This window comes from Testudinibacter sp. TW-1, from assembly GCF_050613185.1.
Classification (GTDB): Bacteria; Pseudomonadota; Gammaproteobacteria; order Enterobacterales; family Pasteurellaceae; genus Chelonobacter.
The window spans coordinates 2,322,145-2,343,640 of record NZ_CP192511.1; the positions used below are offsets into that span (position 1 = coordinate 2,322,145).

Genomic DNA, 21,496 nt, shown 5'->3' on the forward strand with positions numbered 1-21,496 from the left:
TTTTCAAGCAATGTGAATCACTAACGTATATAATGAACCGTGCTAAAGAATAAAATAGAAAAAGAGAGCGGAACGTGAAATTAAACGGCTTGAAGTGGCGGCAATTGACGCCGCAACTGGATTTAAGCGATTTTAAAAAACAACCGGCTGCGCCGATTGCGTTGCAGGAAAAAGCGCGCAATGCGTTGGATATGTTGTTGGCGGCAGACAGTGGCGCAATTCTGGTATTAAAAGCCGATGAACAGGCGGATTATGCCGACATGCTGGAAAGCTATCTGTGCAGTGGCTTGCCGCAACAGTTGCCGTTAAGCGGTGCAAATTATCAGATTGAACAGGCGGATTCGTTTTCCTTCCCAACGGTTGAAGTGCGGTCGGCAACCGCACTCGAGGATAATTTCGCCGCTAAAAGTGCGGTCGAGTATGCACTGTATTATGATGTGGCGCGTTTGTTCGGGCAGATTTTACAACACCCAAGTTCACATGATCTGAAGTTACAAGCCGGTTTGGTTCATCAGGTGTGTAACGGCATTTTGATTTTGGCGGTGAGCCCGCTGTTGCGGCAGCCTGAAATTTGGTCACGCCTGAAACAGATTCTCTTGAGCGGCTGGTTTGAATGGCAAACTACCAATCCGCGCAAACCGCTGCCTTGTCCGATACCGGGCTATCGTTTGCCGTTAAAATTGGTTTTAATCGGCGATCGTGAAACCTTAGCCGACTTTTCACTGTTGGAGCCGAATTTGTACGATTTCGCCCAATATGCGGAGATCGAAAATTACTTTTTAACCGATAGCAAGGCGCAGCAACAGGCTTGGGTCAATAATCTGTTGCATTATGCCGAACAGCTTAATTTGCCAACATTGAGCCAAGGCGCGCTGACCGCACTTTATCAACAAGCGACACGCGAGAGTGAGGACGGTTTACGTCAGACAATTAATCCGTTACAGCTGAAAAAATGGCTGGCTGCGATTAGTAAAAGTGCGGTTCACGTCGGCAAGGCACAAATTGAAGCCGATGATGTGCAACGCTACTTTGACAGCCTCACTTATCAACAGGGCAGTTTGCAGGAATACAGTTATAGCGATATTTTGCGCGAGCAGATCTATATTTGTACTGACGGCAAAGAGATCGGCGAAATCAACGGCTTGTCGGTAATCGAATATGCCGGTACGCCGGTGATGTATGGCGAGCCGAGCCGAATCACCTGTACCGTGCAATTTGGTGACGGCGAGATTACCGATGTAGAACGTAAAAGCGAGCTGGCGGGCAATATTCACGGCAAAGGTACGCTGTTGGCGCAATATTGCCTCAGTAATTTGTTGGATCTACCGGCACAACTGCCGTTTGCCGCCTCGATTGCGTTCGAGCAGTCTTATGCCGACATTGACGGTGACAGCGCCTCGTTGGCGCAATTTTGCGTGTTGGTCAGTGCCTTGGCGAATGTTGAAATTGATCTCGGCATTGCCGTAACCGGTTCAATCGATCAGGGCGGTTTGGTGCATTCGGTCGGCGGAGTGAATGTCAAAATCGAAGGGTTTTATGCCATTTGCCAAGCCAGAGGGCTGACCGGCAAGCAGGGCGTGATTATTCCTGCGGTTTGCGTCGAAAATCTGAGTTTGCACACGGACGTGGTGGACGCGGTAAAAAACGGGCAGTTCCATATTTGGGCGGTAGAGAATGTCGAACAGGCATTAATTTTATTAACCGGAAAACGCTTGTTATCTGAAAACAGAGGAGATGAACAGCAAGAGAATCTGGCAGACATGATTTCAAGACGGATTGAAAACAAGGTTGAAACCTTGGTGGCACACCCGCTTAGTAAATTACTGGGCTGGTTAAAAGCAATAAAGAAATAGTTTAGTTGCAAAAAGGAAAAATATTCAGCTTACAACTGTTAGCTATTTTCATCAGGAATAAACTTTGTTAGAATCTTTGCGATTTTGACAATTTGGCAAATAAGCCGTGGAGATAAATAAAACATGACTACTGTTCCTAATAAAAAATCCGCTTATACCTATGATGATCTGTTGGCTTCCGGTCGCGGCGAGCTGTTCGGACCGACCGGACCGCAGCTGCCTGCGCCGACTATGCTAATGATGGATCGGATCAATCTGATGACCGAAGACGGTGGGAATTTTGATAAAGGTTATATTGAAGCCGAACTGGATATTAAACCGGAATTACCGTTTTTCGGCTGCCACTTTATCGGTGATCCGGTGATGCCGGGTTGTTTAGGCTTGGATGCGATGTGGCAACTGGTCGGTTTCTTCTTAGGCTGGATTGGCGGCGAAGGCAAAGGGCGTGCGCTGGGTGTGGGCGAAGTGAAATTTACCGGGCAAATTCTGCCGACGGCGAAAAAAGTCACTTATCGTTTGCATATGAAACGGGTGATTAACCGTAAACTGGTGATGGGCGTTGCCGACGGCGAAGTGGAAGTGGACGGGCGTGTGATTTATACCGCCACTGATTTGAAAGTCGGCTTATTCCAAGATACCGCTGCGTTTTAATCCCCAGCGTTAACGGGCTTACACTCGAACCGCACTTTTAAAAGTGCGGTTTTGCTTTCTTTATGCGTTAGTTATTCTTATAATTCGCCAAACAGTCGCCATAAGAGGGCTTAATATGCAAAAAATGACGTCTTTATTACTTGCCGTCGCGGCGTTAGGGCTCAACGCCTGTAGCAGCAAACCGCCAATGCAAACCGGATCTGTCTATCCGAATCCGCACTTGATTCCACCGACAACGCCGGTACCGTCACCGCCGGAGCAAGAGGTGCGTAATGCCAGCGATAATCGCGAAAAAGTGGACTATAACCGCCAGACGATTTATGTGCGCCCTGTGGTTTCGGTCGGTTATGGTTATCACCGCGATTGGCATTCACACCGGGGACACTATTTCGGAGCGGGATATGCTCCTTATTATTGGTAAGCAAAAGCGCAATAAGCAGGTGCTTTTTAGCGGCTGATGTATTATCATTAGCCGCATTGCAAATAACCGTTATCGTTATGACTATCCATACGTTTTTTAGCCGATTTTTTAACTTTACTCGCTTCCTGGTGCCGTTTTATCCGCCGAAGGCTTTTGAGTGTGCTAAAAAATCAGCGTGAAATTCAAAAAAGCCTCTAGTTGATAGAGGCTTTTTTATCAATTCGTTACCTGAAAATCTCTAACAGGAGAGAGAAATGCAACAGTTACAACAAATTACCACACAAGCGTTGCAAGCGATTGCGCAAGCAAACGATGTGGCGACGCTCGAAACCGTGCGGGTGGAATATTTTGGTAAAAAAGGACATTTTACCGGATTAATGCAAGGACTGCGTGATGTACCGGCAGAAGAGCGTCCGGCGGTCGGGCAGCAAATTAATGACGCCAAACAACAAGCGCAGACCGCACTTAATGCCAAGAAAACCGAATTGGAAAGCGCCAAATTAAACGAGCAGTTGGCGAAAGAAAAAATTGATGTCAGTTTGCCGGGGCGTAAAGTGGACAATGGCGGCTTGCACCCGGTCACTATCACCATCAATCGTGTAACCAAGTTCTTTTCGGAATTGGGCTTCAGTGTTGAAAACGGTCCCGAAATCGAAACCGACTACTATAATTTCGACGCGTTGAATATTCCGGCACATCACCCGGCGCGCGCAGACCATGATACATTCTGGTTTGATGTCAACCGCCTATTGCGCACCCAAACCTCGGGCGTACAAATCCGCACCATGGAAAACCAACAACCGCCGATTCGGATTATGGCGCCGGGGCGTGTATATCGTAACGACTACGATCAAACCCATACGCCGATGTTCCACCAAATCGAATTGCTGTTTGTCGATAAAAAAGCCAACTTTACCGAATTGAAAGGCTTGCTGCATGATTTCTTGCGCAATTTCTTCGAAGAAGATCTGCAAGTGCGGTTCAGACCATCGTATTTCCCCTTCACCGAACCGTCGGCGGAAGTGGATGTGATGGGCAAAAACGGTAAATGGCTGGAAGTGTTGGGCTGCGGTATGGTGCATCCGAACGTATTGCGTAATGTCGGCATTGATCCGAACGAATATTCGGGTTTTGCGGTCGGAATGGGGGTGGAACGCCTGACTATGTTGCGTTACAACGTCACGGACTTGCGTGCTTTCTTTGAGAATGACCTGCGCTTTTTGAAACAATTTAAGACCTTATAATACGGTGGAGAGATAAGAATGAAATTTAATCAAGCATGGCTGCGTGAATGGGTTAATCCGGCGATCACCACCGAACAATTAAGCGAACAAATCACCATGTTAGGGCTGGAAGTGGACGGCATTGAAGCGGTTGCCGGGGAATTTGACGGCGTCGTGGTCGGCGAAGTGATTGAGTGCGCGCAGCACCCGAATGCGGATAAATTACGTGTCACCAAAGTCAATGTCGGCGGCGAACAATTATTGGATATCGTTTGCGGTGCGCCAAATTGCCGGCAAGGGCTGAAAGTGGCGTGTGCCACCGTCGGGGCAACCTTGCCCGGTGATTTCAAAATCAAAAAAGCCAAATTGCGCGGCGAACCTTCAGAAGGTATGCTGTGTTCATTCAGCGAATTAGGTATCAATGTTGAAGCGGACGGCATTATTGAATTACCGTCCGACGCGCCAATCGGTATGGATATTCGCGACTATTTAAAACTGAACGATCAGATTATTGAAATCAGCTTAACCCCAAACCGTGCCGACTGCCTAAGCATTCGCGGCGTAGCGCGTGAAGTGGCGGTGATCAATCAAACCGATGTGATTGAACCGACAATCAATCCAGCCGCTGTGAGTATTACTGATAAAGTCGCGATTAATTTACAAGCGCCGGAAGCTTGCCCGCGTTATTTATTGCGGGTGGTGAAGAATGTGAATATCAATGCCGCGTCACCGCTATGGTTGCAAGAAAAACTGCGCCGTTGCGGCATTCGTTCTATCGATCCGATTGTCGATGTGACCAACTATATTCTGCTGGAATTGGGGCAGCCGATGCATGCCTTTGATGCGGCAAAAGTGACGCAACCGATTGATGTGCGTATGGCGAAAGCGGGTGAAGAACTGGTATTGTTAGACGGTAGCACGGCAAAACTGAAAGATAATACCTTAGTGATTGCCGATCAGAATGGTCCGCTTGCCATGGCGGGCATTTTCGGCGGTGAAAAGAGCGGTGTCAACAGCGAAACCACCGATGTGATTTTAGAAGCGGCATTCTTTGCGCCGTTGGCGATTGTCGGACGGGCACGCCAATACGGTCTGCACACGGATTCATCACATCGTTTTGAGCGCGGGGTGGATTTCGAGTTACAACGTCACGCAATGGAGCGCGCAACCGCACTTTTGATTGAGATTTGCGGGGGGAACGCCGGGGAAATTTGCGAAGTGGCAAGCGCAGCGCACTTACCGCAAATTCAAGCCGTCAGCTTACGCCGCAGCAAACTGGATTCACTGTTAGGACACCATATCGCCGATGAAACGGTCACTGATATTCTAACCCGTTTAGGGTTCGCGGTCGTGTTTGCCGATGATGTTTGGACAGTAACCCCGACCAGCTGGCGTTTTGATATTGAAATCGAAGAAGACTTGATTGAAGAAGTGGCACGGATTTACGGCTATAACAGCATTCCGAATAATGCCCCGTTGGCACATCTGAATATGCGCGCACATCAAGAAGCCGATGTCGAACTGGTACGGATTAAAACCGCACTTGTTGATCGCGACTATCAAGAGGCGATTACTTATAGCTTCGTTGATCCGAAAATTCAGCGTTTATTGCATCCGGAGCAGGAGGCCTTGCTGCTGCCGAATCCGATTTCAGCGGAAATGTCGGCAATGCGTGTGTCATTACTGCCAGGATTGTTGAATGCCTTGATTTATAATCAAAACCGCCAACAAACCCGAATCCGTCTGTTCGAAACCGGGCTCAGATTCTTACCGGACAGCAATGCGGAAGCCGGCGTGAGGCAGGAGTTTGTGCTGAGTGCGGTCATTTGCGGCACGCGAAAAAGCGAAACTTGGGCGGAAAAAAGCGAAGTTATTGACTTTTTTGATCTAAAAGGTGATCTGGACGGCATTTTAGGACTAACAAATGCTGGTAATAAAGTTGATTTTGTTGCAAAATCATATACAGCATTACATCCGGGACAATCTGCGGCAATCATGCTGGATGGGCAAGAAGTTGGCTTCATCGGTACGATTCATCCGCAAATTGCACAGAAGCTGGGATTAAACGGAAAAACGGTTGCGTTTGAAATCCGCTGGGACGCCATTTCTACACGCCCGGCAGTACAAGCCAAAGCCATTTCCCGTTTTCCGGCAAATCGTCGTGACATTGCAGTCGTGGTTACAAATGATGTTGTGGCAGCGGATATAATTGGAACCTGTCGTGAGGTTGCCGGCGATATGTTGACTCAAGTGAACTTGTTCGATGTGTATCAAGGGAACGGGGTCGCAGAAGGTTGTAAAAGCTTGGCAATCAGTTTAACACTACAGGATAATCAGAAGACGCTTGAAGAAGAAGATATTACGGCAGTAATATCAAATGTGGTATCTGAATTAAAGCGGCGTTTCAATGCTTACTTGAGAGATTAGAATATGACCCTTACGAAAGTAGAAATTGCAGACAGTCTCATTCAGAAATTTGATCTGACTAAGCGTGAAGCAAAAGATTTGGTTGAAAGTTTTTTCGAGGAAATTCGTGTTGCTTTAGAAAGCGGAGAAGATGTCAAATTATCCGGTTTCGGCAATTTCCAACTGCGTGATAAAAAATCTCGACCTGGTCGTAATCCAAAAACTGGTGAGAGCGTAGCGGTTTCCGCCCGCCGGGTGGTGGTGTTCAAGCCGGGACAAAAGCTGCGCGCACGTGTCGGACAAAATGTCAAACATAAATAACAGAGGATAGTTTCCGTGTTGTATGCCGCAAGGAATCCGACGCGGAGCAAGGCAAGACGATTGATAACAGGCTGATTTTTAATGATGAACAATAAATTGTTCGGTTTGAAACCGACGATAGGGGTGTTTTTCTGTTCAATGCTATTGTTGTTGACCGGTTGTTCCTCATCACCGTCTTCCGGTTATCGTAGCCGCTTGCCGGATCCGATTTATACGATGGCGCAATTGAGCGAGCAACAACATCAATGGGACAGAACCCCGTATGTGTTGGGCGGCAATAGCCGCAGAGGTGTGGATTGTTCCGGTTTCGTAATGCGCACCTTTGCCGATCGTTTTGACATTTCACTGCCGAGAACAACTGCGGCGCAAGCAAAGTTCGGGGTTTATATCGATCGGAAAGAAGTGCAAACCGGTGATTTGGTGTTCTTCAAAACCGGACGCGGACCAAACGGCTATCATGTCGGTATTTATGTGAAAGACGGTCGGTTTTTACATGCTTCGACTAAAGGCGGCGTGATTTATTCTTCACTAGATTCGCCTTATTGGAAAAAAACCTATTGGCAAGCCCGACGCATATAAGTTTATCAATAACACATTATTTTGAAATTAATTGAGATGGAGGTGAAGAGTGAGCGATTTTAGTTATGCAATGTTGACCGTGGTTTTTTCATTGGCAATGATTGTTTACTTGGCGACACTGATTTTTTAATCAAAATCGTCAGATAAAACGCCATATTTTCAATGAAATATGGCGTTTTGTTTTTTGCTTTATTCGCTTTTATTGCGGAGAGTAATCGGTTTTTGGGTTTCGGTAAAATGACAGTTATCACTGGAAACCAAACGGGCAATCGCATTCAGATAAGTAATCTCCAACGTTTCGCGACTGGTTGCAATCACGCCCAAATCATTTAAGAATCCATCGTTCACATCGTAAACCCAACCGTGAATGGAAAGCTTTTTACCGCGCTCCCATGCCGCCCTGACAATGGATGAGCAACCCAAGTTATAAACCTGTTCGACCACATTGATTTTGGTCAACATATCCGCCCGTTTTTCTATCGGCAAGGTGCCGAACAGATTGCTGTGTTTGAGCCAAATATCGCGGATATGCAGCAGCCAGTTATCAATCAGACCGTGCGATTTGTTTTCCATTGCCGCTTTAATCCCGCCGCAATTGGTGTGACCGCAAATAATAATGTGTTCAATATCCAATGAATCAATCGCATATTGCACCACGGAGAGGCAATTTAAGTCAGTGTGAATCACCTGATTGGCAACATTGCGGTGTACAAACAGTTCGCCCGGACCTAAATTGGTCAGTTTTTCCGCCGGCACCCGGCTATCGGAGCAGCCGATCCATAAGTATCCCGGTTTTTGGTGTTCTGCCAACTCTTTAAAATAATTCGAATTTTCTTCCTGCATCCGAACCGCCCAACTATGATTATTGGCAATCAGCTGTTCTATTTTTTTCATACGACATCCTTACTGTCTGTTTTTTTGCACTCTGCTATAATACGTTAAAATTTTTTATACTCACATTTTTTTCTTGTTAATTTTGATGTTGGATAGCGTGGTTATCACATGTATGCGTTGGAAATAAAAGGATTGGTGAAATCGTATCCGAACGGTTTCAAAGCCTTGCACGGAATCGATATGATGGTGCAAGAGGGGGATTTTTATGCGTTGTTGGGGCATAACGGCGCAGGTAAATCCACAACTATCGGGATTGTCAGTTCCTTGATCAATAAAAGTGAAGGCAGTGTAAAAGTCTTTGGTTATGATTTGGAAACCCAATTGGTCGAGGCGAAAAAACAGATTGGTATTGTGCCGCAGGAGTTTAACTTTAACCAGTTTGAAAACGTGTTGGACATTCTTGTCAACCAAGCCGGTTATTATGGGGTTGAGCGCAAAGAGGCGCTAATTCGCGCCGAAAAATGGTTGAAAAAACTGGATTTATGGGATAAGCGTGATCAAAAATCAATGCGGCTGTCTGGCGGCATGAAGCGCCGCTTGATGATCGCCCGCGCATTAATGCACAATCCGCGTTTATTGATTCTTGATGAGCCGACTGCCGGGGTGGATATTGAGTTGCGCCGTTCGATGTGGCAATTTTTGCAAGAATTGAATCTACAGGGAACGACGATTATTTTGACCACGCACTATTTGGAAGAGGCGGAATTACTCTGCCGCCATATCGGCATTATTCAGCAAGGTAAATTGGTAATCGACACGTCAATGAAAGCGTTGTTGAGTAAGCTCGAATCGGAAACCTTTGTGCTGGATTTGGCAAAATACAGCAACCTGCCGCAAATTCAGCATTACACCACCCACCTGATCGACACCAACACCTTGGAAGTCGAAGTGCGGCGCGAACAGGGCTTGAATAATCTGTTTCACCAACTCAGCGAACAGGGCATTCAGGTGTTGAGTATGCGTAATAAAACCAACCGTTTGGAAGAGTTATTCGTGCGCATGGCGCTGAATAAACCGCATGAAATAGAACCGCAAGCCGGGCAAGGAGAGTAGTCATGTCGTTATCTTGGATCGCATTTAACACCATTTTACACAAAGAAATTCGTCGGTTTATGCGGATTTGGGTGCAAACCTTGGTGCCGCCGGTGATTACCATGACCTTGTATTTCGTGATTTTCGGGCAACTGATCGGCAACCGAATCGGCGAAATGGGCGGCTACAGTTATATGCAATTTATCGTGCCGGGCTTGATTATGATGTCGGTGATCACCAATTCGTTTACCAACGTCGCCTCCTCGTTTTACAGCACCAAATTTGCGCGCAATGTGGAAGAACTGCTGGTTTCGCCAACCTCAACCCATATTATTATCTGGGGCTACGTTGCCGGCGGTATGACGCGTGGGATTCTGGTCGGCGCCTTGGTGACTACCGTATCGTTGCTGTTTATTCCGTTGGAAATCCATTCTTGGTGGGTCGTGGCGTTGACGTTATTCATGACCAGCGCCACTTTTTCACTCGGCGGATTGATCAATGCGGTGTTTGCCCGTTCGTTTGACGATATCAGCATTATCCCGACTTTTGTGTTAACGCCGTTGACTTATCTCGGCGGCGTATTTTATTCGATCTCGTTACTGCCGGCATTTTGGCAAGGGGTATCCAAACTGAACCCGATTGTGTATATGATCAACGGCTTCCGTTACGGTTTTTTAGGCAGCAGCGATATCGCCTTGTACTACACCTTCTCGGTATTAATCCTGTTTATCACCATACTATATGGCTTTGCCTATTATTTGATTAGCAAGGGTGTCGGTTTAAGAAATTAACCTGACCAAGTGCGGTTTGACTGAAAGTTGACCGCACTTTTTTGTATTACTGATTTATTTTTATAGCAACGGCAGATTGTAGGAAACACTTTTGTTTGTTATCATCAAACAAAAGTGTTCGATATTATCAAACAAAAATTAATTAATACATCAGAGCAAGGGGAGGCGAAATCATGATTTTGAAATCCGAATTGGAAAATGTCATCAACCTACAACAAAAAAAGTTAGGGATACAGCAAAGCTATCCGAGAAAAATGTTGTCTGAATTACGGATTGTTAATGAATTTGCCTTGATCGTTTCAGGTATTCGTCGCTGTGGGAAAAGCACACTATTAGCCCAATTAATGGATAAACAAGATCTTTCATCAATTTTATTTATTAACTTTGATTCTCCGCAATTATTCAATTTTGAATTTAATGACTTTCAGCTACTTGATGAAATTATTCAGGAAAAGCAAGTCAGTACGCTGTTTTTTGATGAAATTCAAGTCATTGCGGATTGGGAAATTTATATTCGGGGAAAACTTGATGAAGGGTATAACGTCGTGATAACCGGCTCAAACGCAGCTTTACTGAGTCGGGAGTTAGGGACGAAATTGACCGGTCGTCACCTCAGTAAAGAGCTATTTCCTTTTTCTTTTGTTGAGTTTTGTGAATATCTTGAAAGAGCAAAAAATGCAGAATCGGTTAGAGAGTATTTAAATCGCGGTGGATTTCCGCAATATCTTCATTTAGATGAAAAAGAAATTTTAGAAATGCTGCTGAATGATATTTTATATCGAGATATTGTTGTTCGTTATTCCATTCGTGATGAAATGCCAATAAAGCGATTGATCTTATTTTTAGCCGCCAATATTGGAAATTTAATTTCGGCAACGAAATTAAAACAGCAAATTGAAGTGAAAAGCACTTCAACTGTACAGGAGTACCTATCACATTTAGAACAGAGCTATCTGATTCATCTTTTGCCTAAATTTACCTACTCTTATAAAGCACAATTAGTCAATCCAAGAAAAGTCTATTTTATTGATAATGGCTTGCAAAGTGCGGTCAGCCCTAGTTTTACGCAAGATTTAGGACGAAAATTAGAAAATGCGGTATTTTGGGAATTACGCAGAAAGCAGTATGAACTTTATTATTATCATGAAAACAGTAAAGAGTGTGATTTTGTTCTTTGTCGAAAAAGCAAAGTAGAAAAAGTTATTCAAGTCTGTTTACAGCTCAATAGTGAAAACGTGAAACGAGAGCAACAGGGGCTATTGGACGCAATGAATTTTTTTGAATTAGATCACGGCTATATTATTACTTTGGATCAAAAAGATAAAATACTTATCAATCAGAAAGTGATTGAGGTCATTCCATTTCACCTCTTTTTCGGCTTATAAAGTAAGTGCGTTAATCCTAATAAAATAAGGTTATGAGCATGTTTAAGAGAAAACAAGATTCCAAATCTAGCATCAAAACCATTTTTTTGACGTTTTTATTTCTGGGCTTAACCTCATTCGGCGGACCGATTGCACACTTGGGTTATTTTCGCGAAGCCTTTGTGGTGCGGCGTCATTGGCTGAGCGACAAGCACTATGCCGATTTGGTCGCGCTGTGTCAGTTTTTGCCGGGGCCTGCCAGCAGTCAGGTCGGTTTTGCCATTGGTTTGTTGAAAGGCGGCTATCCGGGCGCGATTGCGGCTTGGATTGGTTTCACCTTACCGTCGGCTATCGCGTTAATGCTATTTGCTGTCGGCATGAATCATTATGGCAGTCTGTTGCCGACAGGGATTTTGCACGGCTTGAAAATCGCTGCGGTTGCGATTGTGGCGCACGCAATTTGGGGCATGGGAAAAAATCTGATTACCGATCGGATTCGCGCCACGATTATGCTATTGTCTGCCATCGCGGTGCTGTTATTGGCGAGTGCGTGGGGGCAAGTCGCTGTTATTATCGTTGCCGCCGTTATCGGCAGCCGTTTTTTGCCGGTTGCAACAGATAATACGGTTCAAGCCCCGCTCGAAGTGCGGTCGTCGCAGAAACAGACCGCACTTGTGATCTTCAGTGTATTTTTACTGTTGTTAATCGGCTTGCCGTTACTGACATCCGTAGTCGAAAATCCGTGGTTACAAAGGGCAGATTCGTTCTATCGCGCCGGTTCACTGGTTTTTGGCGGCGGACACGTGGTATTACCGTTATTACAAACCGAAATGCTGAGCCACGGTTGGCTGAATGACGACACCTTTTTAGCCGGTTACGGTGCGGCACAAGCGGTGCCCGGTCCGTTATTTACTTTTGCCGCCTTTTTGGGCAGTGCGATTGGCGCCGATGGTTCGCCGTGGTTAAGCGGGCTGTTCTGCTTAATCATTATTTTCGTACCTTCATTTTTATTATTGATAGCCGCCTTGCCGTTTTGGGAAAGTTTACGCCATCAGGCGAAAGCGCAAACCGCACTTGCGGCAGTGAATGCGGCGGTCGTCGGGATTCTGTTGGCGGCGTTTTACCAACCAATCTGGCAGAAAGCGATTTTTGACGCGACGGATTTCAGTATCGCTTTATTGGCATTTTTATTGCTGAACTCTTGGAAATTGCCGGCTTGGGCGTTGGTGTTGGGCTGCGCAGGGCTTGGCGCAATGGTGTTATAGCCGTCGTATAATGCCAAACCGCACTTTGGTTTAACAAGTGCGGTTGGCGAGCCAATTATTTAATAATCCGATAGCAAGGCTGATAGGCATCGCCGCCCGGCAGTTTCATGCGGTGTTGATCAACGAAATCCTGTAGCACGCGGTCGATTTTTTCCATTAAAATCGGATCACCGTGCAGTTCAAATTCGCCGTGTTGTTCAATTAATTCGATTGTCTCCGGTTTGATATTACCGGCGACAATGCCGGAAAAGACACGGCGCAGGTTTGCCGCCAGACTTTCCTTGCTTTGTTCCAAATGCAGATCCAGATTGCTCATGTTGGCATGGGTCGGTTCAAACGGGTTTTGGAAATCCGACGGAATTGTCAATGTCCAGTTAAAACCGTAAGAATCGTTGGTTTGCGCGCGCACTTTTTTGATCGTTTTCATATGCGCGCTGACTTTGCGTGCGATTTTTTCCGGATCGTCAACGATAATTTCATACAAGGCTTGTGCTTCTGCGCCAAAGACTTCACCGATAAAACGATCAATGGTATTGAAGTAATCCGCACTTTCTTTCGGTCCTGTTAAGAATAACGGCAATTGCGCCTCTTTATTTGACGGATTGAGTTTGATTCCGATAAGATAGAGCAGTTCCTCAAATGTGCCCGGTCCGCCCGGGAACACTAAAATACAGTGTCCCATGCGCACAAACGCTTCCAGCCGTTTTTCAATATCCGGCATGATAATCAACTCGTTGACGATCGGATTCGGCGGCTCGGAGGCGATAATCGACGGCTCGGTAATGCCGATAAAACGGCTGTTTTTGAAACGCTGATTGGCATGGCCGATTGCCGCGCCCTTCATCGGGGCTTCCATCACGCCCGGTCCGCAGCCGGTAATAATATTCAGTTCACGCAGTCCCAGTTGTAATCCGACCGCGCGGCAATAGCGGTATTCAATCTCATTGATTGAATGCCCGCCCCAACAAACCACCAATGACGGGCATTCGCCGACAATCAAGGCTTTGGCATTGCGCAGAATGGTGAAAATATAGTTGGTGATACTGTTGGAATTCTGTGCCTGTTGCAGGGAATGTTGTTTGGTAATCACGTTAACAAATAAAATATCACGCAATACCGCAAACAGATGATATTGGATATTGCGGATCACTTTATCATCGACAAAAGCCGATTCCGGCGGATTGTGCAGTAATAATGACACGCCGCGTTCTTTAGCGATCAGTTCGATTTCAAAATCTTTATACATTCCCAATAAAATACGGCTGTCATCGGTAATGGCGCCGGAGTTCAGCACTGCCAACGAACAGTTGCGGTAAAGCTGATACAGGTTGCCGGAAACGCCTTTTTCTAAGAGTTCCACTTCCAGATGTGACAGTTGATCCATACTGCCTTTCGGATTAACGATATGGGCACTCATATTTTCTCCTTTTCTTTGTTTTTGTTATTGTCTTGCCAAGCGGCAGTTTGCCAGCCCAAGCGGGTAGTTCGCCCGCCATGGGTTAATATCTAAACCGCCGCGCCGCGTATAACGCGCATACACTTTCAGTTTTTCCGGCTTGGCATAGTGCATTAAATCACAAAAAATGCGTTCGACGCATTGTTCATGAAACTCATTATGTTGGCGGAATGATACCAGATAACGCAGCAGGGCTTCGCGATTTATTTTGTTGCCTCGGTATTCAATCTGTATGCTGCCCCAATCCGGCTGGTTGGTGATCAAACAGTTGGATTTCAACAAATGGCTGACCAGCACTTCATTAACGCTTTCTTCACCAGTGCAATCTTGCAGCAAGTGCGGTTGGAAATCATAGCGTTCAATCTCAATATCCTGCTCATCAATGCATTCGCCTGCAAAGTGGTCAATCGTTTGATTGCTATAAGTGTCTAATTTATGCAACCGCACTTTGACCCCGCCTTGCGCGCAATCGGTAAGATCCTGTTGAATAAGGCTTTCCACCTGTTGCAGGCTGTCGAAACGGCTTTGGTTGAAGCTGTTGAGATAGAGCTTAAAACTTTTCGATTCGATGAGATTCTCACTTTGGAAATCCAGATAAATGTCGCCGATTGCGACTTGCGGCAAACCTTTGGCATTGAGCCATGAAATTTCGTATGCCGTCCAAATATCTGCGCCATGACTAAAGGGCTGTTGCGTGCTGATACCAAGGCTGTCACGATTGAGTTTGCGCGGCACTGCTTGCAGCAAGCTCGGATCGTAATCGTGCCGATAGTCGGTTTGTTTACCGAGTGTCAATTGTTCCAGGCTGCTATGCTGATATGAAACCATAATATGATGTCCTTAATCGTACCAAGAAAGGTTAGAAACTAAGCGGCAGTGATCGCATTTGAAATGGAACAGGTTAAACAACGGTTTTTCCAGTAACCAATCCTGTTTGCAACGCGGGCATTTGCGTTGCCTTTCGCGGGCGTGATCGCGGCTGCCGAGATGATATAAATAATAATAGGTCGGAATTTGGGTGGCGTCGCTGATTTCTTTACACAGATGATAACCATGCTTAAACAGGCTGCTTTCAGGCGAGGAAATTTGCGTTAACGCTTCGCTTTCCAACACCGCGCCGTTCATTTGCAATTGATCACATGCCTGCCAGTTTTCCTGCCATTTGATTAAATCCATGCTTAATGACGGGTGTTGTTGCAAGGTTTGGTAGAGCGGCAAGGGCAGAAAAGTATCACCGCTGAATAGCGGTGAGCAGGTGTGCAGATAAGAGGTGTATAAAATCTGCCATGTCGGCACTTGTTGCGGGTCTTCAGCTTGATGGCTGATATTGGAGTTGAGATCTTCTGCGACCAAGCCGATTTGGTGCAGATAAACGCCTGATTCCGCAGCGGTCATCAATGCATGGTTTACATTCTCATTATTGTAATAGGGCAGGAGTGCATTGTGATCCGGGCAGATAACCCGCACGCTAAAACCGCGTTTATTGTCCATTTCGTCATAGTAGAGGGGAAACTCACGGCCGATAATTTGCCCGTTATAGCGCCATTGCTCAATAATTTGATTGACAAGGGTTACCGCATCACGTTGCGGTTCATCTGCGGGTTTTTTATTCGAATTATAATTGAAGAAAATTTCGACTAAATACATTCTGTTTATTTTTCCGAAAAACATGAAATAAAATTGTAACATAAATTCTCCGGCTTTTACCGAAGTTGGATTACAATAACGCAAATTTCATGAGATAGGAATATAAGCGATGTCCAATCAAACATTATTGCGCCAACATTTGGCGCAACTACAACAAAACTTAGTCCGGCTTGAATTATGGCAAACCGTAGCGCCAACCGCAGCACGCTTAAACAGTGAACAACCGTTTCATCTCGACACTTTAGATCCCCATGAATGGCTGCAATGGATTTTTATTCCGCGTATGACCGCACTTTTGGATTGCGGTGCCAATCTGCCGAACAAAATCGCCGTTTCGCCCTATATCGAAGAAGCAATGGCAGAACAGGAACAGTTGGAATTGCTGTTACAACCCTTGAATAAAATAGAAGCGTTGCTCAATGATTGCTGATAATTCGCCTGTCGTATTAGAAATTTTGTATCACGATCAGGATATTATCGTGATTAACAAACCGGCGGGCATGTTGGTGCACCGTAGTTGGTTGGACAAGCATGAGACGCGGTTTGTGTTACAAACCCTGCGCGATCAAATCGGGCGGCACGTTTATACCGTGCACCGTTTAGATCGCCCGACGTCAGGCGTATTGGTGTTGGCGCTAAATTCGGAGACTGCGCGCGCGTTAAGCCGACAATTTGAACAAAAACAGATTGAAAAGCAGTATTTGGCGGTGGTACGCGGTTATTTAGACGGCGAGGGCAGGATTGATTATCCGCTCAAAGTGCAACCGGATAAAATCGCCGATAAATTCAGTTCGCCGGAAAAAGAAGCGCAAAGTGCGGTCACCGATTACCGCACTTTGCAGCAAATCGAAATGCCGTATCCGGCAGGTAAATTTCCAACCGCGCGTTACAGTCTGGTACGGCTTTCACCGATAACCGGACGCAAACACCAGTTACGCCGTCACTTACGTCATCTGCGTCACCCGATTATCGGCGATACCGCCTATGGTGATCTGCGCCAAAACCGCACTTTTGCACAAGAGTTGGATTGTGTACGCTTAATGTTGCATGCCCGATCAATCTGCTTTGCCCACCCACGCAGCGGAAAAATGCTGACGATCAAGGCGGGGTTAGATAATAAATGGCAAAATGTTATAAATAAATTTGAATGGAGTTTAAGTGATTTATAATCTTTTTATATAAAAATCAATTATTTTTCAAATTTGTTAAAAAAGTCATCAAGTCGACGGTTTGGCGGTTGCAATTTATATAACCTTTGTATATGTTATGGAACAAACCGCAGGTGATGTTCAAGCATTCAAGCAAAAGTGCGGTTTCGACCTTTCTCAATTTTCTCAATCACTGAGCTAACCTCAAAATAAGAAGGAGCAAGTATGAAAAAACTGTTTAAATTATCATTAGTTTCAGGTTTAATGGCGGCTTCAGCCGGGGTGATGGCGGCAGAGCAGTTTGTGACCATCGGCACAGGCGGACAAACCGGGGTTTATTACGTCGTCGGTCAGTCAATTTGCCAATTGGTTAACCGTGATTCCGCCAACAGCGGCGTTAAATGTAACGCTCCTTCCACCGGTGCTTCCGTCGCTAACTTAAATGCGATTGCCGCCAAACAAATGGATATGGGAATTGCACAGTCCGACTGGCAATACCACGCTTATAACGGCACCAGTTCGTTCGAAGGCAAGAAAAATGACAAATTGAGAGCCGTATTTTCAATTCACCCTGAACCGTTCACCGTAATGGCGCGTGACGATGCCGGTATCAAATCATTCGATGATCTGAAAGGCAAACGTGTCAACGTCGGTGATCCGGGTTCCGGTACGCGTGCTACCATGAATGTGATTTTAGCGGCAAAAGGGTGGAATGATTCCGCCTTTAAAGTTGCTTCCGAATTGAAACCGGCAGAAATGGCGTCAGTGATGTGTGATAATAACTTAGACGCGATCACCTATAACGTCGGACACCCGAACGGTGCGTTAAAAGAAGCGGCGGCTTCTTGTGCCGCGCATTTAGTGCCGGTTGAAGGCGAAGCCATTGACAAATTGGTCGCCGATCACAGTTATTATGCGAAAGCGGTGATTCCGGGCGGTTTATATGCCGGTTCCGATGATCCGACCAATACTTTCGGGGTTTATGCCACCTTGGTAACGTCTGCCGATGTCAGTGATGATCAAGTCTACGCCGTGGTGAAAGCGGTATTTGATAATTTCGATCGTTTCAAACGTTTACATCCGGCGTTTGCTAATTTGAAAGAAGACGAAATGATCAAAAACGCATTATCCGCCCCCTTGCATGACGGCGCGGTGCGTTACTACAAAGAAAGAGGCTGGATGTAATTTATCCGCTTAACTTGATGAAATTAAAGGCAGGGACTGATCCCTGCCTTTGCAGTTTATAACTTTAATAGGGAAAAGGACTATGTTAGACACAAAAAATAAACCCTTTGACCAAGATGATTTGCAAGACATGGTGGCAGCGAACGACGCCGGCGGACGCAACCCCTATGGCTTTACTAAAAAATTAATTTTCGGGGTCGCAATTCTTTGGTCGTTATTTCAAATTTATTATGCTTCCCCCTTGCCTTTCGTATTTCAGGAAGCGTTACGTTCAATCGGTTTAGGCTCGATCAATGTGGTGTTTGACGACACCAAGGCCCGTTCCGTTCACCTTGCCTTTGCCTTATTCTTAGCATACCTTTCCTATCCGGCGTTTAAATCATCACCGATTCACCGTGTGCCGTTGCCAGATTGGATTTTTGCCATCGTTGCTACCTTTTGCGCCTCATACTATCTGTTTTTCTATGACAGTTTGATTACCCGTTTCGGCGCACCGAATACGCAGGATATCGTGGTCGGTATTATCGGTATTTTGTTACTACTGGAAGCTTGCCGTCGCAGTTTGGGCCTGCCATTAGTGATTATTGCAGGGGTATTTTTACTGTATAACTATTTCGGGCAATTCTTCCCGACCGGCTGGATTATCAGCCACCGTACCGGCAGCTTGTCACATATCATCAACCAACAATGGATTACCACCGAGGGGGTGTTCGGAGTTGCATTAGGCGTTTCCACCAAATACGTTTTCTTGTTTGTGTTATTCGGCGCCTTATTGGATAAAGCCGGTGCAGGCAACTATTTCATCAAAACGGCATTTGCTTATTTAGGGCATTTGCGCGGCGGTCCGGCTAAAGCGGCGGTCGTTGCTTCCGGCTTAACCGGTTTGATTTCCGGTTCTTCGATTGCCAATGTGGTTACTACCGGTACCTTCACGATTCCGATGATGAAACGGGTTGGTTTTTCGGCGGAAAAAGCCGGTGCGGTAGAGGTCGCCTCGTCGGTGAACGGACAAATCATGCCGCCGGTAATGGGCGCGGCGGCATTTTTAATGATCGAATACGTCAATATGCCGTATAACCAGTTAATCACGCACGCATTTTTACCTGCCGTGATTTCGTATATCGCCTTGGTTTATATCGTCCATTTGGAAGCCTGCAAAATGAATTTGCAAGGGCTGGAAAGGGCAGACGCGGCGAAACCTTGGGTGATCAGCTTGTTGCGCGCCTTAGGCAGCTTTATCACGATTTGCGTGCTGTATTTCGCGATTGAATACGGATTATCTTGGATAAAAGACATTACACCGGATCATTCATTGGCGATTATTTCAGTGCTGGTCGGCGTTGTCTATTTATTGTTGCTGAAACGCGTTGCGAAATTTGATGATTTGGAAATTGACGATCCGAATTCGCCGGTAGTGAAATTACCCTCAGTCAAACCAACCGTGAACGCAGGGCTGCATTTCTTGTTGCCGGTGGTGATTTTGATTTGGTGTCTCATGGTGGAGAGAATGTCACCGGGCTTATCGGCGTTTTGGGGCAGTTTGGCTTTATGTTTTATTCTCTTGACCCAACGTCCGATTTTGAGTTTTTATCGTCGTCGGAGTACGCACCGTCAAAGTGCGGTTTGGGACGCAACCAAACAAGGTTTCAATGATTTAGTCACCGGTTTGGAAAGCGGCGCACGCAACATGATTGGGATCGGTATAGCCACCGCAACCGCCGGGATTATCGTCGGTGTGGTCGCATTGACTGGTTTTGGCGTGCAATTATCGAGCATTATCGAATTTTTATCCATGGGTAATATTCTGCTAATGCTGATTTTGGTGGCGATGTTCAGCCTGATCTTGGGCATGGGCTTGCCGACCACCGCCAACTATATCGTGGTATCGTCATTGATGGCCGGGGTTATCGTTGAAGTCGGGCGTCAAAACGGTTTGATTGTGCCGTTGATTGCCGTGCATTTATTCGTATTTTACTTTGGCATTATGGCTGACGTGACACCGCCGGTCGGATTGGCATCCTTTGCCGCCGCCGCAGTGTCCGGCGGAAAGCCGATTCAAACCGGATTGGTGGCGTTCGGTTATAGCTTACGGACCGCACTTTTACCGTTCTTGTTTATCTTCAATACCGATTTATTGTTGATTAACGTGGGTTTAGCCAAAGGGATCATGGTCTTCATTGTTGCCACGATTGCCATTTTGGCGTTTACCGCAGCGAGTATGCGTTATTTCGTCCATCATAATAAATGGTGGGAAACCATCCTACTTTTATTGATTTCGTTTATGTTGTTCCGTCCGGGCTTCTTTATGGAATATATTTCCCCGACCGAGCGTCACATTGAACCGATTCATCTGGTTGAGGAAATCGCTAATGCCCCGGTCGGAGAGCGTTTGACCTTAAAAGTTGCCGGAATCAATCAATATGGTTCGCCGATTGAATTCTTCGCCCAACTTGATGTGCCGGAAGGTGAGAGCGGAGAAGCGCGCATTCAAAACTTGGGTTTAACCTTGTTATCGACCGGTGAGAAAATCGAGGTGGACGGCGAGGAAATCGATAAAGTCATCATTGATGACGCACAAATGGACTCAAAAGCGGCAAAAGCAGGTCTGAATTGGGATCAAACCATTTTGAGCGTGGCGTTACCACGTCACAATACGTTGCCGAAAGAATGGATGTTTATTCCGGCATTGGCATTATTGGCAGGCTTAGCCTTGGTTCAACGCCGCCGTAAATTATTATCTGAACGGAGTGAGTAAGACTATGTTTAAAAATATTTTGATTGTAATCGATCTCGGTTATATTCCGATGGCGAAAAAATTGGCGGAAACCGCACTTGAGATGACGAAAAACAATCCGGACACGGTTTATCGTGTTGCCGGCATTGTCTCGGCGCCAAGTAACAGCATTGTTTCTTCCTTTTTGCCGACCAATTTTGATAAGGATGTGTTGGCGGAAGCGAATAAAAAACTGCATGAGTTCACCCGTAATGTCTTTCCGGCAGATAGCAAAGTGCAGCATATCGTCGCTTACGGGACGATTTATGAAGAGGTCAATCGCGTTGCGGAAGAGAAAAATGTGGATTTAATCATTATGATGGCGTCGAAAGATGACAATAAAGACGGATTAAGTTCCAATACGGTCAAAGTGGCGCGTTATAGCCGTAAACCGATTTTGATTCTGCGTTAATTCCTGATTAATAGTATAAAAGCAAACGGCACGCTATAACGTGCCGTTTTTTGTTACTTACACCAAGAAACCTTG

At 45.9% G+C, this 21,496-nt stretch carries 20 protein-coding genes; 16 read left to right on the plus strand and 4 right to left on the minus strand.

Translation table 11 applies throughout. The annotated features are described in order from the left end of the window. Window positions 1-74: 74 nt before the first annotated feature. From ACQ31U_RS11170 to ACQ31U_RS11200, 7 genes are all read left to right on the plus strand, one after another. Complete coding sequence (locus ACQ31U_RS11170; protein ID WP_431052075.1) at window positions 75-1,853, plus strand: AAA family ATPase; 1,779 nt, start codon at window positions 75-77, stop codon at window positions 1,851-1,853. Between the two features lie 123 nt (window positions 1,854-1,976). Next, a complete protein-coding gene (gene fabA / locus ACQ31U_RS11175; protein WP_431052077.1) occupies window positions 1,977-2,504 on the plus strand; it encodes a 3-hydroxyacyl-[acyl-carrier-protein] dehydratase FabA in 528 nt (175 codons plus the stop codon). A gap of 115 nt (window positions 2,505-2,619) precedes the next feature. Further along, entirely contained in the window at window positions 2,620-2,925 is a 306-nt protein-coding gene (locus tag ACQ31U_RS11180; protein ID WP_431052079.1) for a hypothetical protein, read from the plus strand. 254 nt (window positions 2,926-3,179) lie between these two features. Then, window positions 3,180-4,169 (plus strand): phenylalanine--tRNA ligase subunit alpha, encoded by a 990-nt coding sequence (gene pheS, locus ACQ31U_RS11185; RefSeq protein ID WP_431052081.1) that lies wholly within the window; start codon window positions 3,180-3,182, stop codon window positions 4,167-4,169. Window positions 4,170-4,187: 18 nt separating this feature from the next. Next, the gene (gene pheT, locus ACQ31U_RS11190; RefSeq protein ID WP_431052083.1) at window positions 4,188-6,575 is read left to right on the plus strand and encodes a phenylalanine--tRNA ligase subunit beta; all 2,388 of its coding nucleotides are present in this window, start codon (window positions 4,188-4,190) and stop codon (window positions 6,573-6,575) included. A gap of 3 nt (window positions 6,576-6,578) precedes the next feature. After that, window positions 6,579-6,875 (plus strand): integration host factor subunit alpha, encoded by a 297-nt coding sequence (locus tag ACQ31U_RS11195; protein WP_431052085.1) that lies wholly within the window; start codon window positions 6,579-6,581, stop codon window positions 6,873-6,875. An 81-nt stretch (window positions 6,876-6,956) separates the two neighbouring features. Next, window positions 6,957-7,454 (plus strand): C40 family peptidase, encoded by a 498-nt coding sequence (locus tag ACQ31U_RS11200; RefSeq protein WP_431052086.1) that lies wholly within the window; start codon window positions 6,957-6,959, stop codon window positions 7,452-7,454. A gap of 189 nt (window positions 7,455-7,643) precedes the next feature. Here ACQ31U_RS11200 and can read toward each other — a convergent pair whose 3' ends face one another. Then, entirely contained in the window at window positions 7,644-8,348 is a 705-nt protein-coding gene (gene can, locus ACQ31U_RS11205; protein ID WP_431052088.1) for a carbonate dehydratase, read from the minus strand. 108 nt (window positions 8,349-8,456) lie between these two features. Here can and ACQ31U_RS11210 point away from each other — a divergent pair, with 108 nt between their 5' ends. From ACQ31U_RS11210 to chrA, 4 genes are all read left to right on the plus strand, one after another. Further along, window positions 8,457-9,401 (plus strand): ABC transporter ATP-binding protein, encoded by a 945-nt coding sequence (locus ACQ31U_RS11210; protein ID WP_431052090.1) that lies wholly within the window; start codon window positions 8,457-8,459, stop codon window positions 9,399-9,401. A 2-nt stretch (window positions 9,402-9,403) separates the two neighbouring features. Further along, the gene (locus tag ACQ31U_RS11215; RefSeq protein WP_431052092.1) at window positions 9,404-10,171 is read left to right on the plus strand and encodes an ABC transporter permease; all 768 of its coding nucleotides are present in this window, start codon (window positions 9,404-9,406) and stop codon (window positions 10,169-10,171) included. A gap of 173 nt (window positions 10,172-10,344) precedes the next feature. Then, on the plus strand, window positions 10,345-11,556 hold the full coding sequence (locus ACQ31U_RS11220; protein WP_431052094.1) for an ATP-binding protein: 1,212 nt from the start codon (window positions 10,345-10,347) through the stop codon (window positions 11,554-11,556). A gap of 38 nt (window positions 11,557-11,594) precedes the next feature. Continuing rightward, window positions 11,595-12,800 carry a chromate efflux transporter gene (gene chrA, locus ACQ31U_RS11225; protein ID WP_431052096.1) on the plus strand — a complete coding sequence of 402 codons (1,206 nt, stop codon included), beginning with the start codon at window positions 11,595-11,597 and terminating at the stop codon, window positions 12,798-12,800. A 55-nt stretch (window positions 12,801-12,855) separates the two neighbouring features. On the opposite strand, the gene ppnN is transcribed toward chrA, so the two are convergent. From ppnN to ACQ31U_RS11240, 3 genes are read right to left on the minus strand one after another with little or no spacing between them, the layout of a single operon-like run. Next, a complete protein-coding gene (gene ppnN, locus ACQ31U_RS11230; protein ID WP_431052098.1) occupies window positions 12,856-14,217 on the minus strand; it encodes a nucleotide 5'-monophosphate nucleosidase PpnN in 1,362 nt (453 codons plus the stop codon). 24 nt (window positions 14,218-14,241) lie between these two features. Further along, a complete protein-coding gene (gene queF / locus ACQ31U_RS11235; RefSeq protein WP_431052100.1) occupies window positions 14,242-15,084 on the minus strand; it encodes an NADPH-dependent 7-cyano-7-deazaguanine reductase QueF in 843 nt (280 codons plus the stop codon). A gap of 12 nt (window positions 15,085-15,096) precedes the next feature. Beyond that, window positions 15,097-15,903 (minus strand): Zn-ribbon-containing protein, encoded by an 807-nt coding sequence (locus ACQ31U_RS11240; protein ID WP_431052102.1) that lies wholly within the window; start codon window positions 15,901-15,903, stop codon window positions 15,097-15,099. 109 nt (window positions 15,904-16,012) lie between these two features. On the opposite strand from ACQ31U_RS11240, the gene ACQ31U_RS11245 reads away from it, so the two are divergent. From ACQ31U_RS11245 to ACQ31U_RS11265, 5 genes are all read left to right on the plus strand, one after another. Continuing rightward, window positions 16,013-16,333: a YqcC family protein gene (locus tag ACQ31U_RS11245; RefSeq protein ID WP_431052104.1), complete on the plus strand. Its 321-nt coding sequence runs from the start codon at window positions 16,013-16,015 to the stop codon at window positions 16,331-16,333. Further along, complete coding sequence (gene truC, locus ACQ31U_RS11250; RefSeq protein ID WP_431052106.1) at window positions 16,323-17,072, plus strand: tRNA pseudouridine(65) synthase TruC; 750 nt, start codon at window positions 16,323-16,325, stop codon at window positions 17,070-17,072. The genes ACQ31U_RS11245 and truC overlap by 11 nt, the downstream gene beginning before the upstream one ends. A gap of 204 nt (window positions 17,073-17,276) precedes the next feature. Next, on the plus strand, window positions 17,277-18,236 hold the full coding sequence (locus ACQ31U_RS11255) for a TAXI family TRAP transporter solute-binding subunit (protein ID WP_431052107.1): 960 nt from the start codon (window positions 17,277-17,279) through the stop codon (window positions 18,234-18,236). 82 nt (window positions 18,237-18,318) lie between these two features. After that, window positions 18,319-20,991, plus strand: a complete 2,673-nt coding sequence (locus ACQ31U_RS11260) for a TRAP transporter permease (protein WP_431052109.1) — start codon at window positions 18,319-18,321, stop codon at window positions 20,989-20,991. 4 nt (window positions 20,992-20,995) lie between these two features. Continuing rightward, on the plus strand, window positions 20,996-21,421 hold the full coding sequence (locus tag ACQ31U_RS11265) for a universal stress protein (RefSeq protein ID WP_431052111.1): 426 nt from the start codon (window positions 20,996-20,998) through the stop codon (window positions 21,419-21,421). The last annotated feature ends 75 nt before the right edge of the window (window positions 21,422-21,496 follow it).